We start from the raw sequence: 24,867 nt of genomic DNA, 5'->3' as shown, positions 1-24,867 counted from the left end.
GCACCGAGCCTGTCATTCCCAACAATCCAACCCGAAAGCAGATCAAACCGTTCGACCCCGTCGCCTACCGCCGGAGAAATATCATCGAACGTGCTTTCTGTCGCCTCAAGGACTGGAGGCGTGTCGCAACTCGATATGACAAGCTCATGCTCAACTTCGCGGCAACTTGCTACATCGCCGCCATCGTCATTTGGTGGGCCTGATTGAGTCTGGAGCCTAAAGCGCGTCGCGATCTTTCAGGTTCGCTTGCCGCGCTTTAGGCTTTTATTTTCGCATGGCGTGATCGCAAAACCGCTGCATACTTTTGCGCGGGACGCTTAGCGCTAGATAGCGGTCTGCGAGCGTTTGAGCGCATCGAGTACGATGCGGGTCAGCCGGCGCGACGGGGAACTGCGTGGCCAAAGCATCCCGACCTCTCGCGGTGGGAAGGGGACGGGCAGTTCGAGGACGGCGATGTTGAGGCCTTCGGGCCAGGGTCTTGCCCAGTCCGGCACGAGCGAGATGCCAAGCCCATTGGCGACCATGACCGAGATCGCTTCGAGGGAATCGAGTTCCAGACRCTCGGCGGGTTTCAAGCCTTGTTTCTGAAGATATTCGTCGGCAAGACGTCCGCCCCAGTTGTTTCGGTCGTAGCGGATGAAGGGCCGTGTCTTCAGGAGTTGGTGCGGGTTCTCGCCCCGGCAATCGGCGGGGGCCACAAGAACCAGACGTTCAGCCCGCAGAAGCTCCCATTCCAATGTTTTCGGTATCGAAAAAGGTGGCTTTACGAGGATCGCCGCGTCGATATCCCTGTCCATCAGCCGCTGATAGAGATCAGTGGAGGGTCCGGGTAGCAGAAAGACCTCGACATGCGGCATGCTGGCGAAGACCTCATGGAGAGCCGCTGGCAGCAGCCCGGTCAGCGCAGTGGTGATGGCACCAAGGCGAAGCTCCCCGGAGGGCAGGTCGGCATTGGCGAGGCTGCGCAGATCGCGGACCTCGGCAAGGATCGTACGGCTCTTTTCGATGATGGCGTGGCCGGTGTCGGTCGGGCGGACGCGGCGTCCGACACGGGTCAACAACGGCACACCGACATCGTCTTCCAACGCCTGCATGCGCTGGGCGACCGCGGCAGGCGTAATGCCGAGGCGGCGGGAGGCTTCGGCCAGTGATCCAAGCTCGGCAACGAGCAGGAATGTGTCGAGAAAGCGCGTTTCCATAAGAATAGATTTTCTATCTTCTGAAACCAGGGAAAGCGAGATTTTTCTTCTTGTCGCGATCGCCATAATGCCGGCGAAACCGGAGTATCTGCCTTGGATATGCGATTGGACGGAAAGACCGCGCTGGTGTTCGGCGCGGGTGGTGGACTGGGTGGTGCAATTGCCCGCTCGCTGGTTTCGGAGGGCGTTCGCGTCGCCGTAGCCGATATCGATGACGCCGCCGCTGCAAAGACGGCGGAGGGTATTGTGTCTGCGGGAGGAAAGGCGCTGGCGATCAGCTGGAACATCGCCGATCTCTCCGTCATCGAGGCGAGGCTGGCTGTGATTGCGGAGACTTTCGGACCCGTCGATATTCTCGTCAACAATACGGGTGGGCCACCGCCGACACTGGCCTCCGGTCAGTCGGCGGAGACCTGGTCGAAATATTTCGACATGATGGTGCGTTCGGTGATTGCCGTGACGGACGCCGTGTTGCCCGGCATGAAAGAACGCGGCTGGGGTCGGATCATCACCTCCACGTCGTCAGGCGTCGTGGCGCCGATCGCCAATCTCGGCATTTCCAACAGCCTTCGCCTGGCGCTGGTCGGCTGGTCGAAGACACTTGCACGCGAGATCGGCCGCGATGGGATTACCGCCAATATCGTGCTGCCGGGGCGCATCGCGACCGGCCGCATTACTTTCCTCGACGAGCAGAAGGCGAAGCGCGAAAACCGGCCGGTGGAAGAGGTGACGGCGGAGAGCACAGCCGCCATTCCCGTCGGGCGTTACGGCCGTCCGGAGGAATATGGAGACACGGTTGCTTTTCTCGCCAGCCCGCGCGCATCCTATATTACCGGCTCCGTCATCCGTATCGACGGCGGCCTCATCCAGAGCATATGAGGTGCATCCATGTCTCTCGATTCAGTGGTTATCGAAACCCTGAAGGGCGTTTCCACGGCGACTCTGACAACCGTGCTTCTTAAAAAGGGGCTCAGGAATGTCTGGATGCGCGGCACAAAGCCGCTGAGGCCGGGCCAGGAGCGGGTGGTCGGCCCAGCCTTCACGCTGCGTTTCGTACCGGCGCGTGAGGATCTGGCAACGCCCGAAAGCTGGGCTTCGCCGATCTCCACGCGGGCGGCGATCGAGGATATGCCGGAAGGATGCATCGCCGTGGTCGATGCCATGGGCGTGCAGGATGCCGGCATCTTCGGCGATATCCTCTGTGCCCGGATGATGAAGCGCAAGGTCGCGGCCCTGGTCAGCGATGGTGTGGTGCGCGATCTGGAAGGCGTGCTCGGAAGCGGCCTGCCTGTGTGGTGCGACGGCATGGYGGCTCCGCCTTCCGTCGCCGGGCTGACATTCGTCGGCTGGCAGCAGCCGATCGCCTGCGGCGGCGTTGCGGTTTTCCCCGGCGATATCGTCGTTGCCGACAAGGATGGCGCAGTGCTCATCCCGGCGGCCCTGCTGGATGCGGTGCTTGCCGAAGCGCCGGAGCAGGAGCGCATGGAAGGCTGGATCATGACCGAAATCGACCGGGGCGTGYCGCTTCCCGGTCTCTATCCCATGAATGCGGAAACAAAGGCGCGCTATCAGGCGTGGAAGGATGCACAATGAGCTTCGGAATTGACGCAAAAGGCGTCTATGCGATCGCAACCACGCCGTTCCTGCCGGACGGCACAATCGATGCGCCGTCGATCGATCGGCTGACCGACTTCTATCAGGATAGTGGCGTCACCGGCATGACGATCCTCGGCATCATGGGCGAGGCACCCAAGCTGGAGCCTGCGGAATCGCGGGCAATCATTCGCCAGGTGGTCGGCCGTTCCAGAGTGCCGGTCATTGTCGGTGTCTCCGCACCCGGCCTTGCGGCGATGCGTTCGCTTGCTCGCGATGCGATGGATATGGGGGCTGCCGGCGTGATGATTGCTCCGACGCCGGCGCTTCGCACCGACGAGCAGATCGTCCAGTATTTCGCGCAGGCCGTCGAAGCCGTCGGCACAGACGTTCCTTGGGTGCTGCAGGATTATCCGCTGACGCTGACGGTCGTCATGTCGGCCGGCGTCATTGCCAAGATCATCTCCGATCACCCTTCATGTCTTATGCTCAAGCACGAGGACTGGCCAGGATTGGAGAAGATCTCGAAGCTGCGCGCCATGCAGAAGGCCGGCGAGCTTCGTCCCTTCTCGATCCTCTGCGGCAATGGCGGTATGTTCCTTGATTTCGAGCCGGAGCGCGGCGCAGACGGCGCCATGACCGGCTATGGCTTCCCGGACATGCTGGCCGAACTGGTCGGCCTCTTTGCCGCCGGCAAGCGTGACGAGGCACATGATCTCTTTGACGCGCATCTGCCGCTGATCCGTTATGAGCAGCAGCTCGGCATCGGTCTTGCCGTCCGCAAGCATGTTCTCATGCGTCGAGGCGTCATCACCTCGGATGCGCAGCGCAAGCCCGGAGGCGCGCTCAGCGCCACGGCGCGCGCCGAGGTCGACTATCTGCTGCGGCGTCTTGCGCGGCATGATCCGCGTGCACCCGTCTGACCAACATGGCTCTCTGCGGCAAAGCGGGGAGCCTCCGAGTTCAAAAAGTGCCGTCGCCGGCTCGACGGCGGCGCTCGCCTGCGAGGCGATGTGTAAGCAGTCGTTCCTGCTCTACCTCGGAGCATTAAGAACCCGGACCGGTTTTCCGTCGATCCAGGCGGCAATATCCTCGAGGGCATCGCGGTAGAAGATGCGATAGGTTTCCTCCGTCACGTAGCCAAGATGCGGGGTTGCCACGACATTGGCGAGCCGCCGAAAGGCATGGTTTGCGGGCAGAGGTTCTTGATCGAACACGTCAAGGCCGGCGCCGCCGAGGTGGCCACTTTCCAGAGCCTCGATCAGCGCCTGCTCATCGACGAGCGGTCCACGGGAGGTGTTGAGAAGAATGGCGTCACGCTTCAGGCGGCCGAGTTCGCGCTTGCCGATAATGCCTTTGGTTTCCGCATTCAGGGTGAGATGCAGCGTGACGATATCGGCGGCAGGCAGCAGCTCTTCGACCGAAGCGGCATAGCCGATCCCGAGTTCGGCGCTCTTCTCCGGCGTATTGGAGCGCGACCAGCCGATGACGTTCATGCCGAAGGCGCGGCCATAGGTAGCGACCTGCTGGCCGAGCTTGCCAAGGCCGACGACGCCGAGCGTCAGTCCCCGAAGGTCGCGTCCGACGGAGATCTGCCACGGATCTTGCGCTGCGCGGAAATTGGCGACTTCCGAGGGGATATGGCGAACCATCGCCATCAGCAGCGCCCAGGTGAGTTCGGCGGCCGAGCCGACGAAACCGCGCGTGCCGGCAACCGTGATGCCGAGGCGGGCAGCAGCAGTCATGTCGATCGAGGCATTGGCCATGCCGGTCGTGATCAGCAGTTTCAGCTTCGGCAGCCGTCCGAGGCGTTCGGCGTCGAAGACTGTGCGTTCCCGCATGGCGATGATAATGTCGTAATCCGCCAGCCGGGCGATGAGCGCATCCGTGTCGGCGATATGGTCGTCGAAACGATCGATGGCGATTTTCGCCTCGATGCCACTCCAGTCGGCCATGGACAGCGCCACGTGCTGGTAATCATCGAGAATGGCGCAGCGTAAAGGCATTGGAAGAACTCCATGGAAGTATCGATGTTTGCCGCCCCCGGCGAAAGAACCATTATCGCATATTCCGAGGCGATGGTGGCTGCTCGCGCAATCGTGAGACAGAACGGCTAGTTCAGTCCTGCCGAATGTTCCCGCAGCAAACCCAGAAATTCCGCCTGAAGGGCGGTCGGCAGCCAGTGGCGGCGCAGGGTGATGCCGACGGGGCGGCGGGAACCCGGGAGCGGATAATCCATCGCTGCGAGGAAACCTGCTTCCAGCTCATAGCGGATCTGATGACGGGAGAGCAGGGCAAGGTGATCGGACCTCAGGAGCACGCCCCTGATCGCGTTGAGCGAGCCGGTCTCCACGCTCTGGCGGGCTGGTTTGTCCGCCGGAAAGGTCGCGGCCATGGTGTTGAACGTCTCGCGCGACGGCGTATCGCGGCGGGCAACGACCCAGGGATAGTCCGAGAGATCGTCCGGGGTGATTTCTCGACGTTGCTTCAGCGGATGGTCGGCGCGTCCGACGATGCTGAGTTCGAAATCGAACAGCGGTTCCTGATGCAAGGTTTTCGAAACAAGGCTCCTGCGCAGCGCGCCGACGAGAATATCGATGCGCCCGCGCTCGAGATCGTCGATCAGTACCTCATAGCTGCCCTCCACGATTTCGAAGCGTGCGAGCGGATGGCGATTGGCGAGAAGGGCGATCACATCGGGCACAAGGAAGGTGCGGGTCAGCGGCAGAGTGCCGATGGAAATTCGGCCGGCATAGTGGTTGCGGGCCTCCAGGAGTTCGTCGCGCAGACTGTCGAATTCTGCGAGCGTCAGACTGAACCAACGGGCTGCGGAGAGTCCTGCGGCCGTCAGCCGGACATTGCGGCCGGAGTTTTCAAAGAGGGGAATGCCCATAACGGCTTCGGCCTCGCGGGCGGCGCGCTGCACGGCCGGTTCGGATTGATCCAGCATGCGGGCCACTGCACTGAAGCTGCCATGTTCGGCAAAACCCGTGATGGCGCGCAGGTGGGGCCATGCCAGACGGGTTTCGACGATGCCGATCGCTGCTTTTGCGACCTGAGTACAGGCCTGACGGATGAGATCGCAGAGGCGGCGGAACCGCTGCAAGGCGATCTTGCCTTCCACTGTCAATGCCATGCCGTCGCGTTCGACGAGGGCGACGTCCAGAAGCTGTTCCAATCGCCGCAAGGCCTGGGATGCGGCGGGTTGGGTGATGCCGAGCATGGCCGCGGCCGATGTCAGCGAACCGGTTTCGGCGCAGGCAATGAACAGCCTGATATGTCTGATATTCGGAAGGGTGGGCGTCGGCATGGTTCTCCCTGAAGGCCCGCAGCCGGACCATCTCAGGGTAGCGCGACAGGTGTTGCGAAGGAACGGTGTTTGTTCATCCAATTGGTGGCCACCTGGATGCCGCCGAGCGGGAAGATGTGCAGCTGACTGATGAGGCTTTCCGGCTTTCTTGCCTTGTAATCGGCAAAGGCCGCGACGAGGTCGGTTGGCTCATAGGGTAAGAGCAGCTTGCTCATGTCCATGGCGCGTTTCTGCAGTACCTTCATCGAGGGGCCGATGCCGCAGGAAATGGCGTATTTGATCAGCGTCTGCAATTTGGCAGGGCCGGCAATGCCGACATGGATGGGCATGGTGACGCCGGCTGCCTGGATGCGCTCCGCCCAGTCGATGATGGGCTGCGGGTCGAAGGCGAACTGGGTGGCTATGGCAAGCTTCGCATCGGTTCGCGAGGCGAGATCCTGCTTCCAGCGCAGTGCCCGATCGGCCAGGGCGGTTGATCCGTCCGGATCGACATCACGGCTGCCTTCCGGATGACCGGCAAAATGCAGATGCGTGTAGCCGTGGTGGTCGAAAAGCCCGGTCTCGATCAACTGCATGGAACTGTGAAAATCGCCTGCAGGCGCGGCCCTGCCGCCGCCGAGCAGGAGAGCCTGACGGACATCGGCTTCGCCGCGATAGCGTTCCAGCCAGTCCGCCAATGTGCTGATATCAGGAATACTGCGGGCCGGGAGATGCGGCATGACCGGAAATCCCTGTCCGTTTAGCCGCCTTGCCGTCGCTACCATATCCTCGATCGGGGTGCCGTCGAGGTGAGCGATATAGACGCGGGTCCCGGTCGGCAGGAGGGCGCGAAAGTCATCGATCTTGGCGGCCGTGCGCGGCATCACCTCGATCGACCAAGCCTCGATCATGTCTGCGAATTCCGGCTCCGAAGTGCGTTCCCTCGACTTGCCGGTGAAATTCAACAAAGCCATTCCAGCGCTCCCTTCGGTACTCCTTCATGCCTTCGAAATGTATACATCGATATATCTATTTCAATCAAGATGAGTCAATTTCGTGTGAAAAATGCAAAAATCTGCAAATTTTCCGATTTTATAGTATGCATTTTTATCGAGAAGAATGGCTTTCCGCTCGAAAGCAACTTGCGCGCTAAAGTCTCCTCTGGCACTCTGCTTTCCCGGAGGAGGTGCAGGTTTCGTGGAGGGAACCGGCACTGCGGCAATGACATGACATCGGCCGGGTTTTGCCCGGCATCCGGTGCCGAGGCACCTGAAATTGCCGGATCTGTTAAGCCTAGCAAACCGTCACCATATCTGAGGAGGAGCAGCAATGAATGTCATGACCGCGCCAAAGTCTGTGTTGCGTGCGCCGGAGAAATTCTTCATCGGCGGCGAATGGGTGAGCCCGCTTTCGGACCGGATGCTCGATGTAATTTCGCCGGTCACCGAAGAGCTGATAATGCAATATCCGGAGGCCTCGATCGAGGATATGGATGCGGCCGTGGCCGCTGCCCGTGACGCCTTTGACAACGGCCCGTGGCCGCGGCTTTCACCGCGGGAGCGCGCCGAGTATCTGCGCAAGATCGCCGCAAATATTTCTGAGCGACTTGATGATATCGCCGAAGCCTGGACTCTGCAGGTCGGCGCGCCGATCATGCTGACGAAGAAGCTGGTGCCGCAGAATGCGACGCTCTTCAATTATTATGCCGATCTGATCGATGGCAATTCCTACAGTTTCGTCGACGAGCGTACGCGCGCAGATGGCGGCAAGGTGCGGGTCGTCAGGGAGCCTGTGGGCGTTTGCGCAGCGGTCACTCCCTGGAATGCACCGATGGTGCTCCTGAGCTACAAGATCGCAGCCGGTCTTGCGGCAGGCTGCACCTTCGTTTCCAAGCCTTCGCCGGAAACGCCGCTGGAAGCCTATATCCTTGCCGAATGCATCGAGGCGGCGGGCCTGCCGAAAGGTGTTTTCAATCTCGTTCCGGCAGGGCGCAAAGCGGGTGATTATCTGATCCGCCACAAGGGCATCGACAAGGTCGCCTTCACCGGCTCGACCGCAGCGGGCAAACACATCGCCGCGGCCTGCGCCGAGCGTCTCGCTCGCGTCAGCCTGGAACTTGGCGGCAAGTCCGCAGCGCTTCTTCTCGACGATGCGGATTTCAAGCAAGCGCTGCCAAGCCTGATGATCTACACCATGCCGATCACCGGCCAGGTCTGCTTTTCGCTGACGCGCATCCTCGTGCCGGAGACCCGCAAGCAGGAATTCCTCGATCTTTTCCTCGGCGCCGTCTCCAATATCAAGGTCGGAGACCCTTCCGACCCCACTGTGCATATGGGACCGCTTGCCATGGGTCGTCAGCTCGAGCGTGTGAAAACCTATATCGATGCCGGCATCAAGGGCGGCGCGACACTTGCCTGTGGCGGTGGACGGCCGGCGGGGTTGGAGAAGGGCTTTTATGTCGAGCCGACCGTCTTTACGGATGTGACGCCAGACATGAAGATCGCGCAGGAAGAAATTTTCGGACCGGTCGTTTCCGTCATCACCTATAGCGATGAGGAGGATGCGATCCGCAAGGCAAATGATAGTGCCTATGGTCTCAACGGTGCGATCTACAGCGCCGATCCGGAACGCGCCTATCGCGTCGCGCGGCGGATCCGATCCGGTGGTCTGACGATCAACGGCAATATCGTCGATCCGACCATGCCTTTCGGCGGTGTCAAGGAATCCGGGCAAGGGCGCGAGGGCGGCATCGAAGGTCTCGACAATTATATCGAGCTGAAGACCATCCACTTCGCCTAGTTATTGGCGGCGTGACGGCCGCCGGACAGGGGCTCTGGAGGCCGTGTGTTCAGCTTGGTTCCGAGCCGGTCTGTAACCTCAGCTTATGACCCGTCAGCAGAACGAAATTGCCTGCTGCTGCCAACCTTCCTAGTATGTTCAATGGCAGGCGGACGTGGAGGAGTACGCCTGCCAGGAGGATCATCATGAGATTTTCGAAAGCCGGTGAGGCTATCGCCCGGGATGTTGCAGCATGACCGAGCCCTGCTTTGACGTCGCCCATCTCGGGCATGTGGAACTCTACAGCGATCGTTTCGAGGAGAGTCTGGACTTCTTCACGCGGGTCTATGGGCTCACACCCAGCCTGATCGAAGATGGCGTCGCCTATCTGCGCGCCTTCGACGATTATGAATTCCATACGCTGAAGCTGGTTCGCCATCACACGACCGGCGTCGGCCATGTCGGCTACCGCACTTCGTCTCCAGAAGCCTTGGAGCGGCGGGTGAAGGTGATCGAGGAGATGGGCTGTGGCCTCGGCTGGGTGGACGGCGATGCGGGACATGGCCGCGCCTATCGCTTCACCGATCCGGACGGTCATATTTTCGAGTTCTATTACGACACGCATGTCTATGAGGCGCCCGAAGGTGAGCGTCCAGCGCTGAAGAATATCGCCCAGCGCTATCACGGGCGCGGCGCCAGTCCGCGCCGGCTCGACCACCTGAACCTGCTCGCAAGCGATATCAGGGCAATCCGCGACTTCATGACGAAAGCGTTTGGCAGCCGGGTGACGGAGCAAATCCAGCTCGACAATGGCCGGCTTGGAGGCTGCTGGTTCACGGTCAACAACAAGACCTATGACATCGCCTATTCCGAGGATCATACCGGTGCGAAGGGCCGCTTCCATCACGTGACCTATGCCGTCGACCAGCGCGAGGACATTCTGCGCGCGGCCGATATCTTTCTGGAGAATGGCGTCCATATCGAAACCGGACCGCACAAGCATGCGATCCAGGGCACCTTCTTCCTCTACGTCTGGGAGCCGGCGGGAAACCGTGTCGAACTCGCCAATGCCGGTGCTCGGCTGATCCTCAGGCCCGATTGGCCGACCGTGACCTGGACGGAGACGGAGCGCAAGAAAGGCCAGGCCTGGGGCCTGAAAACGATCGAGACATTTCACACGCATGGCACGCCCCCCGTGGCAAGGAAGGACTAGTTCATGGCAAAAACGGCCTTGGTCATCAGCGCGCATTCGGCGGATTTCGTCTGGCGCTGCGCCGGTGCGATCGCGCTGCATCAGGAAAAGGGCTACGAGGTGACGGTCGTGTGCCTCTCCTACGGCGAGCGTGGCGAGAGCGCCAAGCTCTGGAAGAATGCCGGGATGACCCTGGAAAAGGTGAAGGCAGGGCGGCGTATCGAAGCAGAAAATGCCGCCAAGGCGCTTGGCGTACACGACATCCAGTTCTTCGATCTCGGCGACTATCCGCTGGTCGTCGATCAGGAGGCAAAGTTCCGGCTGGTCGATGTGATCCGCGCCGTGCAGCCGGAGTTCATGCTCAGCCACTCCAAATGGGATCCCTACAATACCGACCACATGTATGCGACGCAGGTGGCGCTCGAGGCGCGCATGATCGCGCAGGCCTGGGGGCATAATCCCGGCGAGAAGGTCCTAGGCGCGCCGCAGCTCTATCTCTTCGAGCCGCATCAGACCGAGCAGATGGAATGGAAGCCCGACGTCTTCCTCGATATTTCACCGGTATGGGAGAAGAAATGGGCGGCGATCCAGTGCATGGAGGGGCAGGAGCATCTCTGGCACTATTACAAGAATGTCGCCGAGAACCGCGGCAATCACTTCATGCGGAATTCCGGCGGGCAGTCGGGTGGGCGCAAGGCAACGCATGCTGAGGGCTTCCAGTCGGTGTTCCCGCGAACGGTGGATGAACTCTGATGGGCGTCGTCGTTCAGAACATCCGGAGAGCGGAGCAGTCTGTCATCGATCGTCTCGCCGCCTGCGGAGTAGCGACCGTGCATGAGGCGCAGGGCCGCAAGGGCCTGCTCGCAAGTTACATGCGACCGATCTATCCGGGCGCGAGGATTGCGGCGAGCACGGTGACTATTTCCGCCCCTCCGGGCGACAACTGGATGCTCCATGTGGCTATCGAGCAGATCAGAGCGGGTGATATCCTGCTGCTTGCGCCAACCAGTCCTTGCGAAGACGGTTATTTCGGCGATCTTCTGGCGACGTCTGCCATGGCACGTGGCTGCCGTGGGCTGGTGATCGATGCCGGCGTACGCGATGTTGCCGATCTCAAGACGATGAACTTTCCCGTTTGGTCGAAGGCGATCTCTGCACAGGGGACGGTCAAGGAGACGCTAGGCTCGGTCAATATTCCCGTCGTCTGCGCCGGTGCACTGGTCAATCCAGGTGACGTGATCGTTGCCGACGATGATGGCGTCTGCGTCGTGCGGCAGGAGGAGGCTGCTGACGTTGCCGGCAAGGCCGAGCAGCGGGTCGCGGCGGAAGAGGAGAAGCGCCGGCGGCTTGCCGCAGGTGAGCTCGGGCTTGATATCTACAAGATGCGCGAACGGCTGGCGGAGAAGGGGCTGAAATATGTCTAGGGCCGCCGCGCAAGACGGCGTTCGCTGCATGTGGATGCGCGGCGGCACCTCCAAGGGCGGTTATTTCCTGGCTGAGGATCTGCCCGAGGATCGCGACGGATTTCTGCTGCGCGTGATGGGCTCGCCCGATCCGCGACAGATCGACGGCATGGGCGGCGGCGATCCGCTGACCTCGAAGATCGCCGTCGTCAAGCGGTCCGAGCGGCCCAGCGTCGATATCGACTATCTCTTCCTGCAGGTCTTTGTTGATGAGCCCATTGTCACCGATGCGCAGAACTGCGGAAACATCCTTGCCGGTGTCGGGCCCTTCGCCATCGAGCGCGGCCTGATCGAGGCCGAGGACGGGCAGACGGAAGTGCGTATCTTCATGGAAAATACCGGGCAGATCGCCACCGCGAAGATTGCCACGCCGGATCGGCGGGTGACCTACGCGGGGGAGGCCCGCATCGACGGTGTGCCGGGCACAGCGGCGGCGGTGCCGGTCACCTTTGCCGATACGGCAGGTTCAAGCTGTGGAGCCCTGCTGCCGACCGGCCATGCCGTCGATATCATCGAGGGTATCGAATGCACGCTTATCGACAATGGCATGCCCTGCGTCGTCATGCTGGCGAGCGATCTCGGCATCGAGGGAACGGAGACGCCTGACGCGCTCGAATCCAATGGAGAACTCAAAGCGAAACTGGAGGCGATCCGGCTGAAGGCCGGACCGATGATGAATCTCGGTGATGTCGCGAAGAAATCGGTGCCGAAGATGACCATGGTTTCGCCGGCCAGAGCTGGTGGCGCGATCTCGACGCGGACCTTCATTCCGCATCGCTGCCATGATGCGATCGGTGTGCTCGGCGCCGTCAGCGTGGCGACGGCCTGCCTGCTGCAGGAAGGGGCTGCGGCGAAACTGGCTGTCGTGCCTGACGGCAACGAGAAGCTGCTCTCGGTCGAGCATCCGACCGGGGAGATGAGTGTGATCGCGACCGTCAGGGACGGTGTCGTGACCGATGCTGCGGTGCTGCGGACCGCCCGTAAGCTTTTCGACGGATATGTCTTTGCGTGAATGCTGCAGCACTTTGTTGCTGATCAACAAGGACAAGCCGGCGTATCCGCAAACAGGAGGCTGAGATGAGGATCGGGTTTCTAGGTTACGGCGAAGCGGCGAGGGCTTTTCACGAGGGGTTGAGCCGGCCGGGCCTGAGCTTCATTGCCTATGATATCCTGCTTGCCTCTGATGGTGAGGCCGTGCGCGAAGCGATGCGGACCCGCGGTGCCGATATTTCCGAGACCATTGCGGGGCTCTCGGACGCGGACTGGGTGTTCAGCGCCGTGACTGCCGACCAGAGCCTGCTTGCGGTCGAACCATTGCTGCCGTATCTGCGTCAGGGGCAGGTGGTGATCGATATCAATTCCGTGTCTCCCGGCCGAAAGCGGGAGACAGCTCTCGCTGTAGAGGCGGCGGGCGGCGATTATCTCGACATGGCGGTCATGGCGCCGGTTCACCCGCGCAAGCACCAGACGCCCGTACTGCTCGCCGGTGCTCCGGCTGAGCGGCTGTTGCCTGAGCTTCTGGGTTTCGGCTTTTCGGCAGAGATTGCGGGGCCGGCAGCCGGTGCTGCGACAGCGATCAAGATGGTGCGTTCGCTATTTGTGAAAGGGCTGGAGGCGATTACCGTCGAGGCCTTGCTCGCAGCAAAGGCATCCGGTTGCTACGAAGAGATCCTTTCGTCGCTTTCAGGGTCTTTTCCTGGTCTCAGCTGGCCGCAATTTGCCGAATACCAGATGGAGCGCACGACGCGGCACGGGCGGCGGCGAGCGGCGGAGATGCGCGAAAGTGCTGCGACGCTCTATGCGCTTGGGCTTCGCGGCGGATTGGCGATGGAGATTGCCGAGGTGCAGGAGCGCACGGGTGCTTGCGGCCTCGGCCCGACTGACGGGCTGGAAGAAACTGTCGGACGTGTGCTGGAATTGCGGTTGAGGCCTCAGAAAGGATGAGCACCCGAGGTCGGGACTGTAGGGCCGGATGAGGGGGCCATAGCTCACAAGCGACCGTCCCTCTCGGTCCGATCGTTCCCTCTCTTGTTTTGCCAGCCCCCTCATCTGCCCCTCTCCGGGGCACCCCTCCCGCTCGTGGCGGAACTAAAACTCTATGTCCTCGGTGTCATCGGATCACTGATGCGTCCGGCCTGGAATGTCGCAGGCAATGGCGTGAGTTCGATCTTTGCCACAATGCCTGCCCTGTTGAAAGGGTCGCCCTGTGCAAAGGCTGTTGCTTCGGCGATACCAGCCGTTTCCAATATGCCGAAATTACCGATCGAGGTCCCGCCATCATCGAGCAGGGCAGAGCCGATCAGCACCTTAGCAAGGCCTTCACCACCAGATTGCACCCAGGCGCGATGGGCCGGGCGGTGCAGGTCGCGGGCGCTATCCTGCCCGGAATGGTGCAAGCAGCGCATGAGGAAGAAGGCGGGCATCAGGCGGCGTTTTCCAGAACGACCATACCGGCACCAGTCATGGAGGCCGGGGCATGATAGTGCTTGTGGATGAGGTTTACCTGCTCATTCATGGCGGCACGCATGACCAGCCACATGATGAGCTCTGCGCCTTCAGAACCGAACTGCTCGACATAATCCTCGCGGCTCATGGCGCGATAAGGTTCCGGATTGGCAGCAATGCCGTCCAGCCAGGCGCGATCGGCCGTCTGGTTGATGAAGCCGGCGCGGGCGCCTTGAAGCTGATGCGACAGGCCGCCGGTGCCGAGGATGACGACGCGTTCGTCGCCCGGCCAGCTTTCGATCGCCTCGCGCAGCACCTTGCCCATCTCCCAGCAGCGCTGCGGTGTGGGTATTGGATACTGGATCGTGTTGACCCAGATCGGCAGAACCTTGACCGGCCAGCGCTCCGGCCGGCCGAAGAAGAGTTCCATCGGCACCTGCAGTCCGTGATCGACCTCGATCTCGCGGCAGACCAGCGGATCGAAGTGGCGCTCGACCAGCTTGTCTACGAAGTGCCAGGAGAAATCGACGGCACCTTCGAAGGCTGGAATAGGCCGCGGTCCCCAGCCTTCATCGACTGGGTGATAGGTTTCTGCGACACCGACGGCGAAGGTCGGCACGCGGTCGAGGAAGAAGGTATTGCCGTGATCGTTGAAGATGACGACGGCGATATCGGGCCGCGCCTCGCGCATCCACTGCTTACCGACTTCGTAGCCGTCGAAGAAAGGCTTCCAGTCCGGCGTGTCACGCAGGCCCTTGTCGAGTGCTGCGCCGATCGAGGGGACGTGGCTCGTTCCTAAGCCGCCGATGATTTTAGCCATGTCTCTTCTTCCCCAGTCTTTCGTAGAGAAAATCCTCATGCGACATGCCGGCCTGTGCCGCGCCAATCTGAGTGATCGGCGTCGGGTCGACAGCGGCAATCTTCAGGATGAAGAACAGGTTGCCGCCGAGGCGCACCATCTCGTGCCAGTCGCGGCTTTTGACGGCGGACTTCTCCTCATCGTTCAGGCCGAAGCGGGCGAGGTAGACATCCTCGTCGGCCTTGAAGGCGTCGCGGTTGACCGCTTGGCCTAGTGCCATTGCCATCTTGTTGAGCCGGTAGCCGCGGATCGAGCCGGCTCGGTCGAAGAGTGGTGTGTCAGGAATGGTCGCTGTCTTCTCAGGCATCAAATCCTCCAAATCGACGTGTCAGCCAGCCGATGATTACATCAGTGACTTCGGCAGGCCGCTCCACGGGGGCGAAGTGGCCGGCGTCTTCGATGATGACGAGTTCAGTATCGGGTGCGGCATCGGCGATTTCCTGATGCTGGACGATCGGGCTCCAGCTATCGTGGCGCGCGGCAACGAGCAGGATGGGGCAGCCGAGTTCGGCCATATAGGCGGTAGCGTTCGGCCTGTTGATCAGCGCGCGGATCTGCCGCTCATGCATATCGGGGCCGGCCCGCAGAGCCATAGCGCGCAGGCTGGCGATCACTTCCGCATCTGTTAGCCGGGCAGGGTCGACCATGGGCGGCAACCATTCGTCTGCCAGCTCCTGCATGCTGCGATGGCCGAGATCGATCATCTGCTGGCGCCTGATTTCCTCGCCTTCACGTTTCGGGTGATGGCCGGTATTGGCGAGCACCAGCCCGCGGACACGATCCGGTGCGATGCGGGCCATTTCCATGGCGACGCGGCCGCCCATGGAATGGCCGACCGCGATCAAATCGCCTTCTGTGGCGGCGAGAATGCTTTCCGCCATGTCAGGTATCGAGGAGGTGCGGGACACGTCTGCCGCGTGCACGGACATGCGGTGCGCGACAGCATCGGCCAGCGGTGCCCAAACAATGCTGTCGGACACCAGCCCTGGAATGAGCGCGAGCGTTGCCATCAGTTTTCCTCCCGCAAACCAGACATCATAAATGTATACATTATGTCAAGTGATCGGCGCATATACCTGCACCAATGGCCAATTCCGCCGGACGAGAATTTTCTCGTGCATACAAAACTGTGATACAGAGATGGTTCGGGGTGGGGTTTTGTATGCGTTCGCGCTGTTATATACATTTAGCCGGGATTGGAGGCGCCGATGAAGCAAAGTGAAGCCGCAACGCATGGCCGTCGCGCCGTTATCGAATTGCGGGAAAAGATTCTGAGCGGCGAGCTACAGGGCGGTACGCGGCTGTTCGAAGTGCCGTTGGCCGAGGCGCTGGATATTTCCCGCACACCGGTGCGTGAGGCGATGTCGCGGCTGACGGAGGAGGGGCTTCTGGATCGCCTTCCGAACGGCGGCTTCGTGGTTCGTCGTTTCGGCTTTGCCGACGTGGTCGATTCCATCGAGGTGCGCGGCGTCATGGAAGGCATGGCGGCCCGGCTTGCTGCAGAGCGCGGTGCTGCGCCCGAAGCGCTCGATGAGATCAAGCAGACGGTTATCAAGCTTGATGCCTGTTTCGGAGAGCGCCTCGACGATGTCGATTTCGACGCTTACTCTGACCTGAACGAGAAGTTCCACCACCAGCTTGCAGCACTTGCCGGCAGCGAGATCATTCGGCGTGAGGTAGAGCGGGCGAGTTCGCTGCCCTTTGCTTCACCGTCCGCCTTCCTGCCCGACAAGGCGGATATTGCCGCCTTCCGTCGTTCGCTCCGCTCCGCGCAGGAGCAGCACAGGGAACTCGTGAGCGCGATCGAAGCGCGCGAAGGCAGCCGCGCGGACGCGATCGCCAGGGAGCATGCCCGCACGGCGCGGCGCAATCTTGAATACATTCTGGCGGAAGACCCTGATCTGATCGAGCAGATCAGGGGACTTGCACTGATTCACCGGTAATTTCCGGCAAATCGGCATTTGGGAGGGCGGCTTTTGAGTCGCCCTTTTGCGTTTCCGGCTTCTGGAATACAGTGAGGCGGATAGAAAATAGGCTTGCAATCTGATCGCTTTGGGCATTTCATGTATACATTATCGCATACCAATGGGAGGACATCAGGTGGCGAGATCAAGCTTATCGGAAGTTTTGAAGTCGGCCGGCAATACGGTGGAGCTGCTGCGCAATTCCAAAGTCGGCATGTATGTATACCCGGTCGTGGCAGCCGAGTTTTCCAACTGGCGCTCGGAGCAGGCCGCGTGGCGTAACTCCGCTGTCCTCTTCGACCAGTCACACCATATGGACGAGTTGACCGTCGAAGGACCGGATGCGGAGAAGTTCCTCGCCTATCACGGTGTCAACTCCTTCTCGAATTTCGATACGAACCGCGCCAAGCATTTCGTGCCGGTCACGCCTGCCGGTCATGTCATCGGCGACCAGATCATCTTCCGCGAGCGCGAAGACAAATTCATCCTCGTCGGTCGTTCGCCGACCTCCAACTGGCTGATGTTCTGCGCCGCCTACGGCAAGTGGAATGTGCGCCTGAAATATGATCCGCGTTCGCCCTCACGCCCGGAAGGCGAACGCGTGCTGCGCACCCATTACCGCTACCAGATCCAGGGGCCGGATGCCCCAAAGATCTTCGAGAAGATGAACGGAGGCCCTATCCCCGAGGTCAAGTTCTTCCATGTAGACAAGATCAAGGTCGGCTCGAAGACGGTGAATGCGCTGCGCCACGGAATGTCCGGTGCGCCGGGTCTGGAAATCTGGGGGCCCTATGAGGACAAGGCCTATATCCACTCTGTCATCCTGGAATCGGCGAAGGCGGCGGGCGTCGATCTCGTTCGTTGCGGCAGCCGCGCTTATTCCACCAACACGCTGGAATCCGGCTGGATCCCGTCGCCGCTGCCGGGCATCTATACGGGTGACGGCATGCTGGCGGCCTATCGCGACTGGCTGGGCGCCGACAGTTATGAGGCGACGGGTGCGATTGGCGGCAGCTTCGTTTCCAGCAATATCGAGGACTACTACGTCACGCCGTTCGAACTCGGCTACGATTTCTACATTGGCTGGAAGAAGGATGACTTCGTCGGTAAGTCCGCGCTCGAGAAGATGAAGGGCCAGACGAGCCGCAAGAAGGTAACCTTCGAGTGGAATGCCGAAGACGTGGTCAACGTCATCGCCTCGGCCTTCCGTCCGGGTGAGGATCACTTCAAGTGGATCGACTTCCCGCAGCCGAACTATGCCTCGACCAGCGCCGACAAGATCATGCGCGACGGCAAGATGGTCGGCATGTCGATGTTCAATGGTTATAGCTACAACGAACGCTGCATGCTTTCGCTCGGCATCGTCGATGCGGATGTCGAGATCGGCGACGTGCTGACCCTCGTCTGGGGCGAGCCTGACGGCGGCTCCGGCAAGACCTCGGTCGAGCCGCACAAGCAGGCCGAAATCCGCGTGCGCGTCTCGCCCACGCCCTATGCCAGCGAAGCCCGCGAGAATTACGCTGACAGCTGGCGTAGCAAGAAGGGCTGAAATCCGACACCCATCCACGGTGTTAACGACGGCGCCCGGGAGGGCGCCGTTTTTTATGGATTCTTCCTGTCATCTTGCACCTAGCCCTCGATGCAAGGCAGCGTTAAGAACAGCCGCAGCTTGGAACGGGCGATCACTTCGATGTCACAATGACAACGCAGATAATGTCCGTGAAAAATCGAATCGAACAAGGATGACAGCAGTGGCACAGGCCCAGCCGCATGAGCGAATTCAATACATCGTCGAGGGCGGGCACCGCCTTGCCGGCGAGATCCAGCCGAGCGGCAACAAGAATGCCGCGCTACCGATCATTGCCGCCTCGCTGCTGACCGACAAGCTTGTGCATCTGACCAACGTGCCGCGTATCCGCGATGTCGAAGCGCTCGTCGAGCTGATCCAGTCGGTTGGCGCCAAAGCGCGCTGGTTGGGACGCAATGAGCTCGAGATCGAGGCGAGCGACCTCAAGCCGGCCGATCTCGATCCTGGCCTCTGCGCCCGCATTCGGGCATCCATCCTGCTTGCCGGGCCGATGCTGGCCCGCTGCGGCGAGATCACGCTACCGCCACCCGGCGGCGATGTCATTGGCCGCCGCCGCGTCGACACACACTTCCTGGCGCTTGAGCAGCTCGGCGCCAAGATCAGCGTCAACGGCTCCTATAGTTTCCGTGCAGAGCATCTGCGCGGCGCTGACGTATTCCTCGACGAACCCTCCGTCACTGCGACCGAGAATGCGCTCTGCGCAGCAGTTTCTGCCGAAGGCAAGACAATCCTGCGCAATTGCGCATCAGAGCCGCATGTCCAGGATCTCGCCCATTTCCTCATCGCCATGGGCGCGAAGATCGAGGGCATCGGCACCAATACGATGACCATTCACGGTGGCCAGCCGCTTGGCGGCGCGTCGCACCGTATCGGCCCCGATCACAACGAGATCGGTTCGGTGATCGGCCTCGCTGCCGTCACCGGTTCGGAAATCACCATCCGTCGGGCGGGCGTTGAGCATTTACGTTCGACATTGATGACTTTTGAGCGTCTCGGCATCCGATGCCGCATCGAGGGCGACGATCTCGTGGTGCCGGCGGGGCAGGAGATGAAGATCCAGCCGGATTTCGGTGGGCACATTCCGAAGATCGAGGACCAGCCATGGCCGGCCTTCCCGGCTGATACGATGTCGATTGCCATCGTCACCGCCTCGCAATGCGATGGTGTGGTGCTGATGTTCGAGAAGATGTTCGAAAGCCGAATGTTCTTCGTCGACAAGCTGATTACCATGGGCGCACGCATCGTGCTCTGCGATCCGCATCGCGCGATCGTGGCCGGCCCCTCCAAGCTGCGTGCAGCGCAGGTCGAGAGCCCGGATATCCGTGCCGGCATGGCGATGCTGATTGCTGCCATGTGCGCTGAGGGAACCAGCGTCATCAATAATGCCCAGCAGATTGAACGCGGCTATGAGCGGATCGAGGAGCGGCTGAACGCACTCGGCGCGCGCATCACCCGTGTACCGCCTCGGGAAACCTGAAATCTCAGACGCTTAAGTGTGCGTCGAGAGTTTCGGGTGAGGCAAGAAGCGCTTCCGATGTATCGCGATAGATCACCGCGCCGCGTTCGAGCACGATGACCTCATCCGTCAGCGGCAGCACCTTGCGCGCCTTCTGCTCGACAATGATCGCCGACATGCCCTCACCGGTGACGATACGGCGAAGTGCAGCCAGAAGCTCGTCGACGATGATAGGGGCGAGGCCTTCCAGGGGCTCGTCGAGCAGCAGGATCTTCGGATTGAGCATCAGCGCGCGGGCGATGGCGAGCATCTGCTGCTCGCCGCCGGACAGTTGATTGCCGAGGTTGCGGCGGCGTTCCTGCAGGCGCGGGAACATCTGGTAGACGCGGGTGACATTCCACGTGCCGGGGCGGGCGCTTGCCGTCAGGTTTTCCTCCACCGTCAGCGAACGGAAGATATTGCGCTCCTGCGGCACCCAGCCGATGCCGAGCGGCGCGCGCTTTTCCGCCCTGAGCCGCGTGATGTCGCGCTGCTGCAGGTGGATGGAGCCGGCGTGGTGGGTGGTGACGCCGATAATGGTGTTGAGCAGGGTCGTCTTGCCGGCGCCGTTGCGGCCGAGCAATGCCAGCGAACGGCCTTCCTCCAGCGAGACATCGACCTTGGCAAGCACATGGGCCTCCCCATAACCGGCGACGAGACGTTCGATACGAAGCAGTTCGACCATCAGGCATCCTCCCCGAGATAGATGGCTTTCACCTGCGGGTCTTTCGAGATCTCGGCGACGGTTCCCTCGGCGAAGAGTGCGCCGGCGGCGAGTACCGAAATACGGTCTGCGAACGAGAAGACGAGGTCCATATCATGTTCGATCAGCACGACGGTGACATTGGCCGGCAGCTCGCGGACGATGCCGAGAACCTCGTGCCGCTCCTCTTCGGGAACGCCGGCGGCGGGCTCATCGAGTAGCAGCACCTTCGGCTGCATGGCAATCGCAAGGGCGATCTCCAGCAGGCGCTGCTTGCCATAGGGCAGGAGTGTCGTCGGCGTGCACATGACATCGACCAAACGAAAGCGCTCCAGCAGTGCGGCGGCTTCATCGGCGACTTCGCGGTCGGCCGAGAGCGGCCGCCAGGCGAAGCGGCCATGCCCCTTGCGTTCGCTGATCGCCAGCATGACGGAATCCAGCGGCGTGAAATCGCCGAAGAGCTGGTTGATCTGGAAAGTGCGCGCAAGACCCTTGCCGACGCGGCGATAGGAGGAGACGCTGGTGATATCTTCGCCAGCGAGCAGGATCTCGCCGCTGTTCGGTGTCAGTACGCCGGTTAGCAGGTTGATGATCGTGGTCTTGCCGGCGCCGTTCGGGCCGATCAGCGCATGGCGCGCGCCCTGGCGGATCTGCAGCGAGACGTCATTGGTGGCGATGAAGCCGCCGAAGCGCTTGACGAGGTGGCGTGTCTCGAGGGCGAGCGTCATTTACTTTCCTCCGCGACGGCTTGCTGCATGCTGGCTTCGCGCTTGCGCGTCGAGCCTGGTAGCAGGGTCTGCCAGCGCGTCAGGCGCTCGCGGCCGACTAGGACGATGATGATAAGCACGAGGCCGATCCAGAACATCCAGTATTGCGGCGTGATGACCGACAGCCAGTTGCGCAGGATCGAGAAGATGACAGCGCCGAACACGCCTCCATAGAGATAGCCGACGCCGCCGATAACCAGCACCAGCAGCACTTCGGCTGACCTGTGGAAGGCGAGAACGTCAGGCGAGACGAAGCTGGTTGTCTGGGTCAGTAGCGCGCCCGCTATGCCGGCATAGGCGGCGGATATCGTGTAGATTGCGACGATGCGGCGGGTGGGCGAGATGCCGAGCATGGAGGCGCGGCGCTCGTTGCGCTTGATCGCCTTCAGCGACAGGCCGAAAGGCGAATTGACGATGCGCCGGGCGCCATAGGTCAGGACCATCAGCACAATCAGGCAGTAGATGTAGCCGGTGCGGCCCCAAAGATCGAATTCGAAATAACCGAGGATTGGATTGATGATGACGCCGCTGAGGCCATCGGCGCCGCCGGTAAGCCAAGCGGCCTGATTGATGAGTTCGGCGAGCAGCATGGCGACACCGAAGGTGGTCATGAGCCGGGTGAGATCAGAACCGCGCAGCACGAGGAAGCTCGTCAGAAAGCCGAAGATGCCGCTGATGAGGCCAGCGACCAGCAGACCGATAATCGGCTCGCCGGAGACATGGACGGCAAAGAGACCAGCTGCGTAAGCGCCGAGGCCGAAGAAGGCGGTATGGCCGAGCGAGACGATGCCGGCATAACCGAGGATGAGATCCAGCGAGATGGCAAAAAGCGCCAGGATGGCGATCTCCGTCAGGATCAGCATCTGCGAGGGCAGGACAAAGATCGCGGCGATGGCCACCAGCCACAGCGCGAATTCCCAGATTTGCCAGCGGCCGGCGCGCTTCAGGAGCCCCATGGCCTCCGTGGAGGCGTTGTTGCGTTCGCCGCTCATCGGCCGCCCTCCCGGGAGAAGAGGCCATGGGGCCGGAGGATCAGCACAAGGATCATGACGGCATAGATGATGAAGGCGCCGAGTTGCGGCACGTAATATTTGCCGGCGACATCGGCGATGCCGAGCAGCAGCGCAGCAATGAAGGGGCCTGTTATAGACGACGTGCCGCCGACGGTGACGACGATCATGAAATAGATGAGGTATTTCAGCGGAAAGTTCGGGTCGAGGCCGAGTAGCTCGGTGCCGAGTGCGCCGCCAAGGCCGGCAAGGCCGGAACCCAGCGCGAAGGTCAGTGCGAAGATGACCGACACGTTGATGCCCAAGCCGCGCGCCACGCGTCCGTCATCGACGGCGGCGCGAAGCTGGCTGCCGAAGCGGGTGCGGGTGAGAGCTAACTGAAGTGCTACCGTCAAGGCTGCGCAGATGACGATGATGAAGAGCCGGTAACGGCCGATATCCATGCCGAGGAAGCCGAAGCGGCCGCTGAGTTCGGGCGGCAGATTGATGAGCTGCTGCTGGCCACCCATGAAGTAATCGATTGCCGCGATCGCCATGAAGACAAGGCCGATCGAAAACAGAACCTGATCGAGATGCGAAGCCGAATAGAGGCGGCGGTAGAGCAGCCGTTCCAACACAACGCCGGCAAGCGCCGTGACGATGAAGGCAGCCGGCAGGCACCAGTAGAAGGAGATGCCGTAGCTATTCATCATGATGACGGTGACGTAGCCGCCTGCCATGGCGAAGGCGCCATGCGCCAGATTGACGAAATTCATCAGGCCCAGCGTGACCGACAATCCGCAGGCTAGAACAAAGAGAAGCATGCCATAGGCAATGCCGTCGAACAGGATTGTCAGCATGAGACCTCACTGCATCCAGGCGGCGGAATTGCTTCCGCCGCCTGTTCCTCGGGGCTTACTTGGCAGCCGTATTCGGATCGTGGATCTTCGGGTAAGTCGCGAACTCGACATTGTAGAGCTCGCCATTCTTCTCCTTGACCTCGCGCATGTAGATGTCCTGCACGATGTCGCGAGTTGCCGGATCGATAGTGATCGGACCACGGGGGCTGACGAACTCCATGCCCTTCATGGCTTCGACGAGCTTGGTGCCATCGGTATCGCCGCCGGTCTTTTCGAGCGCGGCATAGGCGACATGCATGGCGTCATAACCGCCGACCGACATGAAGTTCGGGCGCATATTTTTGTTGGCCTTACGGACTTCGGCAACGAAGGCCTTGTTTTCCGGACTGTCGTGGTCGGTCGAATAGAAGTGGCCGGTGATGACACCCTTGGCGGCCGGTCCCATGCCGTTCAGGAGGTCGTCATCGGTGACGTCGCCGGTGGCGATCAGCTTGATGCCGGCATCCGCAAGACCCCGGTCGATGAACTGTTTCATGAAGATCGCGCCGACGCCCGAGGGCACGAAGACGAAGAGGGCATCCGGCTTGGCATCGCGCACGCGCTGAAGGAAGGGTGCAAAATCGGGGTTCTGCAGGGGAACACGAAGCGCTTCTACAACCGTGCCGCCCTCCTTCTTGAACTGGTCGGTAAAGCCCTTCTCGATGTCGATACCCGGGCCGTAGTCAGTCACCAGCGTGACGACCCGTTTCAGGTTGTTCTGGACGGCCCAGGTGGCGACCGGAACGGCCGATTGCGGACCGCCCATCGAGGTACGCACGAAATAGGGCGACTGCTTCATGATCGCCGAAGTCGTGGCCGAGGTGATGATCGCCGGGACCTTTGCCTGATTGAGAACTGGGGCGACACCCATGGCAAGTGGCGTCAGACCGAAGCCGACCAGCATCTTGACGCCGTCATTGACGACGAGTTCCTGGGCGATGCGGCGGGTCTGGTCGGCCGTGCCGGCGTCGTCACGCAGGACAAGCTCGATCTTCTTGCCTGCAACCGTATCGCCATTGATTGCCATGTATGCGCGAGCGCCCGCCTCGACCTGGCGTCCGGTTGAGGCGAAAGGGCCTGTCATAGGCAGGATCACGCCGATCTTCACCGTTTCCTGTGCAAATGCAGGTGCTCCGGCAAGCGTCGCGAGCGCAGCGCCGGCAACGAATAGTCTTCTCGAAAACGAAACCATGTATACTCCTCCCAATGTTGCGCACCATATCTCTCTCCCGGAGATATGCCCGCGACCTGCGCGTTTTCCTTCGCTCCTCCGAAGAAAACGCCGCCGTCGCGAAAATTGCTCAGCAAGTCCAATGTATACATAAAACTTGACATGGCACAAGCCGCGGCCATCTGTAGAACCAGTCGATTGCCACCGCCGAAACGGCCATAAAAGGCTGTACAAGCCGGGGTTCCCGGTCTGTAATTTTGCGTTTTGCCAAAGCAAATTTTCGATCGTCGCAACTCTGTCATATAGCTATGGCGAGAACGTGCTTTATCGAGCAAATTGAACAGGGAGCGTGCCATGATCGAAAACACTGAGCTCGACCGTATCAAGAACGAAATTGCAGACAGCTTCGACGAAGAGCTGGAACTGCAGTTGGAGGAGGACCGGCTCGACGAGCTGGTCGCCGAGGGCATGTC

General features: G+C 61.2%; 26 protein-coding genes and 1 pseudogene. 14 read left to right on the top strand and 13 right to left on the bottom strand.

The genetic code is table 11. From position 1 onward, the window contains the following. On the top strand, window positions 1–203 hold a 203-nt coding region (locus AC1D35_RS29680; RefSeq protein ID WP_477941474.1), incomplete at its 5' end, for a transposase. A gap of 120 nt (window positions 204–323) precedes the next feature. Here the strand turns inward: AC1D35_RS29680 and AC1D35_RS29675 are convergent. Further along, window positions 324–1,199, bottom strand: coding sequence for a LysR family transcriptional regulator (locus AC1D35_RS29675; protein WP_477941472.1), 876 nt, complete (start codon window positions 1,197–1,199; stop codon window positions 324–326). Between the two features lie 93 nt (window positions 1,200–1,292). On the opposite strand from AC1D35_RS29675, the gene AC1D35_RS29670 reads away from it, so the two are divergent. From AC1D35_RS29670 to AC1D35_RS29660, 3 genes are read left to right on the top strand one after another with little or no spacing between them, the layout of a single operon-like run. Then, window positions 1,293–2,078, top strand: a complete 786-nt coding sequence (locus tag AC1D35_RS29670; RefSeq protein ID WP_162748607.1) for an SDR family oxidoreductase — start codon at window positions 1,293–1,295, stop codon at window positions 2,076–2,078. Between the two features lie 9 nt (window positions 2,079–2,087). Beyond that, a complete protein-coding gene (locus tag AC1D35_RS29665) occupies window positions 2,088–2,792 on the top strand; it encodes a ribonuclease activity regulator RraA (RefSeq protein ID WP_477941470.1) in 705 nt (234 codons plus the stop codon). Next, a complete protein-coding gene (locus tag AC1D35_RS29660) occupies window positions 2,789–3,715 on the top strand; it encodes a dihydrodipicolinate synthase family protein (RefSeq protein WP_113311183.1) in 927 nt (308 codons plus the stop codon). The genes AC1D35_RS29665 and AC1D35_RS29660 overlap by 4 nt, the downstream gene beginning before the upstream one ends. A 111-nt stretch (window positions 3,716–3,826) precedes the next feature. Here AC1D35_RS29660 and AC1D35_RS29655 read toward each other — a convergent pair whose 3' ends face one another. From AC1D35_RS29655 to AC1D35_RS29645, 3 genes are all read right to left on the bottom strand, one after another. Next, complete coding sequence (locus AC1D35_RS29655) at window positions 3,827–4,798, bottom strand: D-2-hydroxyacid dehydrogenase family protein (protein WP_113299894.1); 972 nt, start codon at window positions 4,796–4,798, stop codon at window positions 3,827–3,829. A 107-nt stretch (window positions 4,799–4,905) separates the two neighbouring features. After that, a complete protein-coding gene (locus AC1D35_RS29650) occupies window positions 4,906–6,102 on the bottom strand; it encodes a LysR family transcriptional regulator (RefSeq protein ID WP_113311184.1) in 1,197 nt (398 codons plus the stop codon). A 32-nt stretch (window positions 6,103–6,134) separates the two neighbouring features. Continuing rightward, window positions 6,135–7,055, bottom strand: coding sequence for a methylenetetrahydrofolate reductase (locus AC1D35_RS29645; RefSeq protein ID WP_113311185.1), 921 nt, complete (start codon window positions 7,053–7,055; stop codon window positions 6,135–6,137). Between the two features lie 355 nt (window positions 7,056–7,410). Here AC1D35_RS29645 and AC1D35_RS29640 point away from each other — a divergent pair, with 355 nt between their 5' ends. From AC1D35_RS29640 to AC1D35_RS29615, 6 genes are all read left to right on the top strand, one after another. Continuing rightward, window positions 7,411–8,880: an aldehyde dehydrogenase gene (locus AC1D35_RS29640; RefSeq protein WP_113311186.1), complete on the top strand. Its 1,470-nt coding sequence runs from the start codon at window positions 7,411–7,413 to the stop codon at window positions 8,878–8,880. A gap of 232 nt (window positions 8,881–9,112) precedes the next feature. Next, entirely contained in the window at window positions 9,113–10,072 is a 960-nt protein-coding gene (locus AC1D35_RS29635) for a VOC family protein (RefSeq protein WP_113311187.1), read from the top strand. A 3-nt stretch (window positions 10,073–10,075) separates the two neighbouring features. Next, entirely contained in the window at window positions 10,076–10,804 is a 729-nt protein-coding gene (locus AC1D35_RS29630) for a PIG-L deacetylase family protein (RefSeq protein WP_113311188.1), read from the top strand. Next, the gene (locus AC1D35_RS29625; protein WP_477941466.1) at window positions 10,804–11,475 is read left to right on the top strand and encodes a 4-carboxy-4-hydroxy-2-oxoadipate aldolase/oxaloacetate decarboxylase; all 672 of its coding nucleotides are present in this window, start codon (window positions 10,804–10,806) and stop codon (window positions 11,473–11,475) included. The genes AC1D35_RS29630 and AC1D35_RS29625 overlap by 1 nt, the downstream gene beginning before the upstream one ends. Further along, complete coding sequence (locus tag AC1D35_RS29620; RefSeq protein ID WP_477941464.1) at window positions 11,468–12,526, top strand: 4-oxalomesaconate tautomerase; 1,059 nt, start codon at window positions 11,468–11,470, stop codon at window positions 12,524–12,526. Before AC1D35_RS29625 ends, AC1D35_RS29620 begins: the two co-directional genes overlap by 8 nt. A 65-nt stretch (window positions 12,527–12,591) precedes the next feature. After that, window positions 12,592–13,458, top strand: a complete 867-nt coding sequence (locus tag AC1D35_RS29615) for an NAD(P)-dependent oxidoreductase (protein WP_113311190.1) — start codon at window positions 12,592–12,594, stop codon at window positions 13,456–13,458. 152 nt (window positions 13,459–13,610) lie between these two features. On the opposite strand, the gene AC1D35_RS29610 is transcribed toward AC1D35_RS29615, so the two are convergent. The 4 genes from AC1D35_RS29610 to AC1D35_RS29595 are packed head-to-tail and all read right to left on the bottom strand — an operon-like array spanning window position 13,611 to window position 15,828. Further along, window positions 13,611–13,937, bottom strand: a complete 327-nt coding sequence (locus AC1D35_RS29610) for a YciI family protein (protein WP_113311191.1) — start codon at window positions 13,935–13,937, stop codon at window positions 13,611–13,613. After that, entirely contained in the window at window positions 13,937–14,779 is an 843-nt protein-coding gene (locus tag AC1D35_RS29605; RefSeq protein ID WP_113311192.1) for a class III extradiol dioxygenase family protein, read from the bottom strand. Before AC1D35_RS29605 ends, AC1D35_RS29610 begins: the two co-directional genes overlap by 1 nt. Beyond that, window positions 14,772–15,125 (bottom strand): extradiol ring-cleavage dioxygenase, encoded by a 354-nt coding sequence (locus AC1D35_RS29600; protein ID WP_113299883.1) that lies wholly within the window; start codon window positions 15,123–15,125, stop codon window positions 14,772–14,774. The genes AC1D35_RS29605 and AC1D35_RS29600 overlap by 8 nt, the downstream gene beginning before the upstream one ends. Continuing rightward, complete coding sequence (locus AC1D35_RS29595) at window positions 15,118–15,828, bottom strand: alpha/beta fold hydrolase (protein WP_113299882.1); 711 nt, start codon at window positions 15,826–15,828, stop codon at window positions 15,118–15,120. The genes AC1D35_RS29600 and AC1D35_RS29595 overlap by 8 nt, the downstream gene beginning before the upstream one ends. Window positions 15,829–16,026: 198 nt before the next feature. On the opposite strand from AC1D35_RS29595, the gene AC1D35_RS29590 reads away from it, so the two are divergent. The 3 genes from AC1D35_RS29590 to murA all read left to right on the top strand — a co-directional run bounded on the left by AC1D35_RS29590 (window position 16,027) and on the right by murA (window position 19,847). Further along, window positions 16,027–16,761 (top strand): GntR family transcriptional regulator, encoded by a 735-nt coding sequence (locus tag AC1D35_RS29590; RefSeq protein ID WP_113311193.1) that lies wholly within the window; start codon window positions 16,027–16,029, stop codon window positions 16,759–16,761. A gap of 157 nt (window positions 16,762–16,918) precedes the next feature. Then, window positions 16,919–18,331, top strand: coding sequence for a vanillate/3-O-methylgallate O-demethylase (ligM, locus tag AC1D35_RS29585; protein WP_113299880.1), 1,413 nt, complete (start codon window positions 16,919–16,921; stop codon window positions 18,329–18,331). 202 nt (window positions 18,332–18,533) lie between these two features. Continuing rightward, on the top strand, window positions 18,534–19,847 hold the full coding sequence (murA, locus tag AC1D35_RS29580) for a UDP-N-acetylglucosamine 1-carboxyvinyltransferase (protein WP_477941460.1): 1,314 nt from the start codon (window positions 18,534–18,536) through the stop codon (window positions 19,845–19,847). 4 nt (window positions 19,848–19,851) lie between these two features. Here the strand turns inward: murA and AC1D35_RS29575 are convergent, their stop codons facing one another. The 5 genes from AC1D35_RS29575 to AC1D35_RS29555 are packed head-to-tail and all read right to left on the bottom strand — an operon-like array spanning window position 19,852 to window position 24,415. Further along, window positions 19,852–20,550: an ABC transporter ATP-binding protein gene (locus tag AC1D35_RS29575; RefSeq protein WP_113311195.1), complete on the bottom strand. Its 699-nt coding sequence runs from the start codon at window positions 20,548–20,550 to the stop codon at window positions 19,852–19,854. Further along, the gene (locus tag AC1D35_RS29570; protein ID WP_113311196.1) at window positions 20,550–21,296 is read right to left on the bottom strand and encodes an ABC transporter ATP-binding protein; all 747 of its coding nucleotides are present in this window, start codon (window positions 21,294–21,296) and stop codon (window positions 20,550–20,552) included. Before AC1D35_RS29570 ends, AC1D35_RS29575 begins: the two co-directional genes overlap by 1 nt. After that, a complete protein-coding gene (locus tag AC1D35_RS29565; RefSeq protein ID WP_113311197.1) occupies window positions 21,293–22,327 on the bottom strand; it encodes a branched-chain amino acid ABC transporter permease in 1,035 nt (344 codons plus the stop codon). The genes AC1D35_RS29570 and AC1D35_RS29565 overlap by 4 nt, the downstream gene beginning before the upstream one ends. Next, window positions 22,324–23,184, bottom strand: a complete 861-nt coding sequence (locus AC1D35_RS29560) for a branched-chain amino acid ABC transporter permease (protein WP_113311198.1) — start codon at window positions 23,182–23,184, stop codon at window positions 22,324–22,326. The genes AC1D35_RS29565 and AC1D35_RS29560 overlap by 4 nt, the downstream gene beginning before the upstream one ends. A gap of 55 nt (window positions 23,185–23,239) precedes the next feature. After that, complete coding sequence (locus AC1D35_RS29555) at window positions 23,240–24,415, bottom strand: ABC transporter substrate-binding protein (protein WP_113311199.1); 1,176 nt, start codon at window positions 24,413–24,415, stop codon at window positions 23,240–23,242. 333 nt (window positions 24,416–24,748) lie between these two features. On the opposite strand from AC1D35_RS29555, the pseudogene AC1D35_RS29550 reads away from it, so the two are divergent. Further along, window positions 24,749–24,867: pseudogene (locus tag AC1D35_RS29550) on the top strand (polyphosphate kinase 2); the annotation flags it as partial.

The organism is Rhizobium sp. P1_E6 (assembly GCF_056405875.1).
Note: the sequence above shows the minus strand (reverse complement) of the source record. Positions and strands in the feature narration are given on the sequence as shown.

Coding starts and splice junctions, on each gene's coding strand:
- AC1D35_RS29610 (WP_113311191.1), bottom strand. CDS start 13,937: ATGCCCGCCTTCTTCCTCATGCGCTGCTTGCACCATTCCGGGCAGGAT.
- AC1D35_RS29555 (WP_113311199.1), bottom strand. CDS start 24,415: ATGGTTTCGTTTTCGAGAAGACTATTCGTTGCCGGCGCTGCGCTCGCG.
- AC1D35_RS29625 (WP_477941466.1), top strand. CDS start 10,804: ATGGGCGTCGTCGTTCAGAACATCCGGAGAGCGGAGCAGTCTGTCATC.
- AC1D35_RS29630 (WP_113311188.1), top strand. CDS start 10,076: ATGGCAAAAACGGCCTTGGTCATCAGCGCGCATTCGGCGGATTTCGTC.
- AC1D35_RS29645 (WP_113311185.1), bottom strand. CDS start 7,055: ATGGCTTTGTTGAATTTCACCGGCAAGTCGAGGGAACGCACTTCGGAG.
- AC1D35_RS29655 (WP_113299894.1), bottom strand. CDS start 4,798: ATGCCTTTACGCTGCGCCATTCTCGATGATTACCAGCACGTGGCGCTG.
- AC1D35_RS29600 (WP_113299883.1), bottom strand. CDS start 15,125: ATGCCTGAGAAGACAGCGACCATTCCTGACACACCACTCTTCGACCGA.
- AC1D35_RS29615 (WP_113311190.1), top strand. CDS start 12,592: ATGAGGATCGGGTTTCTAGGTTACGGCGAAGCGGCGAGGGCTTTTCAC.
- AC1D35_RS29565 (WP_113311197.1), bottom strand. CDS start 22,327: ATGAGCGGCGAACGCAACAACGCCTCCACGGAGGCCATGGGGCTCCTG.
- AC1D35_RS29560 (WP_113311198.1), bottom strand. CDS start 23,184: ATGCTGACAATCCTGTTCGACGGCATTGCCTATGGCATGCTTCTCTTT.
- AC1D35_RS29570 (WP_113311196.1), bottom strand. CDS start 21,296: ATGACGCTCGCCCTCGAGACACGCCACCTCGTCAAGCGCTTCGGCGGC.
- AC1D35_RS29595 (WP_113299882.1), bottom strand. CDS start 15,828: ATGGCAACGCTCGCGCTCATTCCAGGGCTGGTGTCCGACAGCATTGTT.
- AC1D35_RS29660 (WP_113311183.1), top strand. CDS start 2,789: ATGAGCTTCGGAATTGACGCAAAAGGCGTCTATGCGATCGCAACCACG.
- AC1D35_RS29575 (WP_113311195.1), bottom strand. CDS start 20,550: ATGGTCGAACTGCTTCGTATCGAACGTCTCGTCGCCGGTTATGGGGAG.
- AC1D35_RS29620 (WP_477941464.1), top strand. CDS start 11,468: ATGTCTAGGGCCGCCGCGCAAGACGGCGTTCGCTGCATGTGGATGCGC.
- AC1D35_RS29605 (WP_113311192.1), bottom strand. CDS start 14,779: ATGGCTAAAATCATCGGCGGCTTAGGAACGAGCCACGTCCCCTCGATC.
- AC1D35_RS29640 (WP_113311186.1), top strand. CDS start 7,411: ATGAATGTCATGACCGCGCCAAAGTCTGTGTTGCGTGCGCCGGAGAAA.
- AC1D35_RS29635 (WP_113311187.1), top strand. CDS start 9,113: ATGACCGAGCCCTGCTTTGACGTCGCCCATCTCGGGCATGTGGAACTC.
- AC1D35_RS29650 (WP_113311184.1), bottom strand. CDS start 6,102: ATGCCGACGCCCACCCTTCCGAATATCAGACATATCAGGCTGTTCATT.
- AC1D35_RS29590 (WP_113311193.1), top strand. CDS start 16,027: ATGAAGCAAAGTGAAGCCGCAACGCATGGCCGTCGCGCCGTTATCGAA.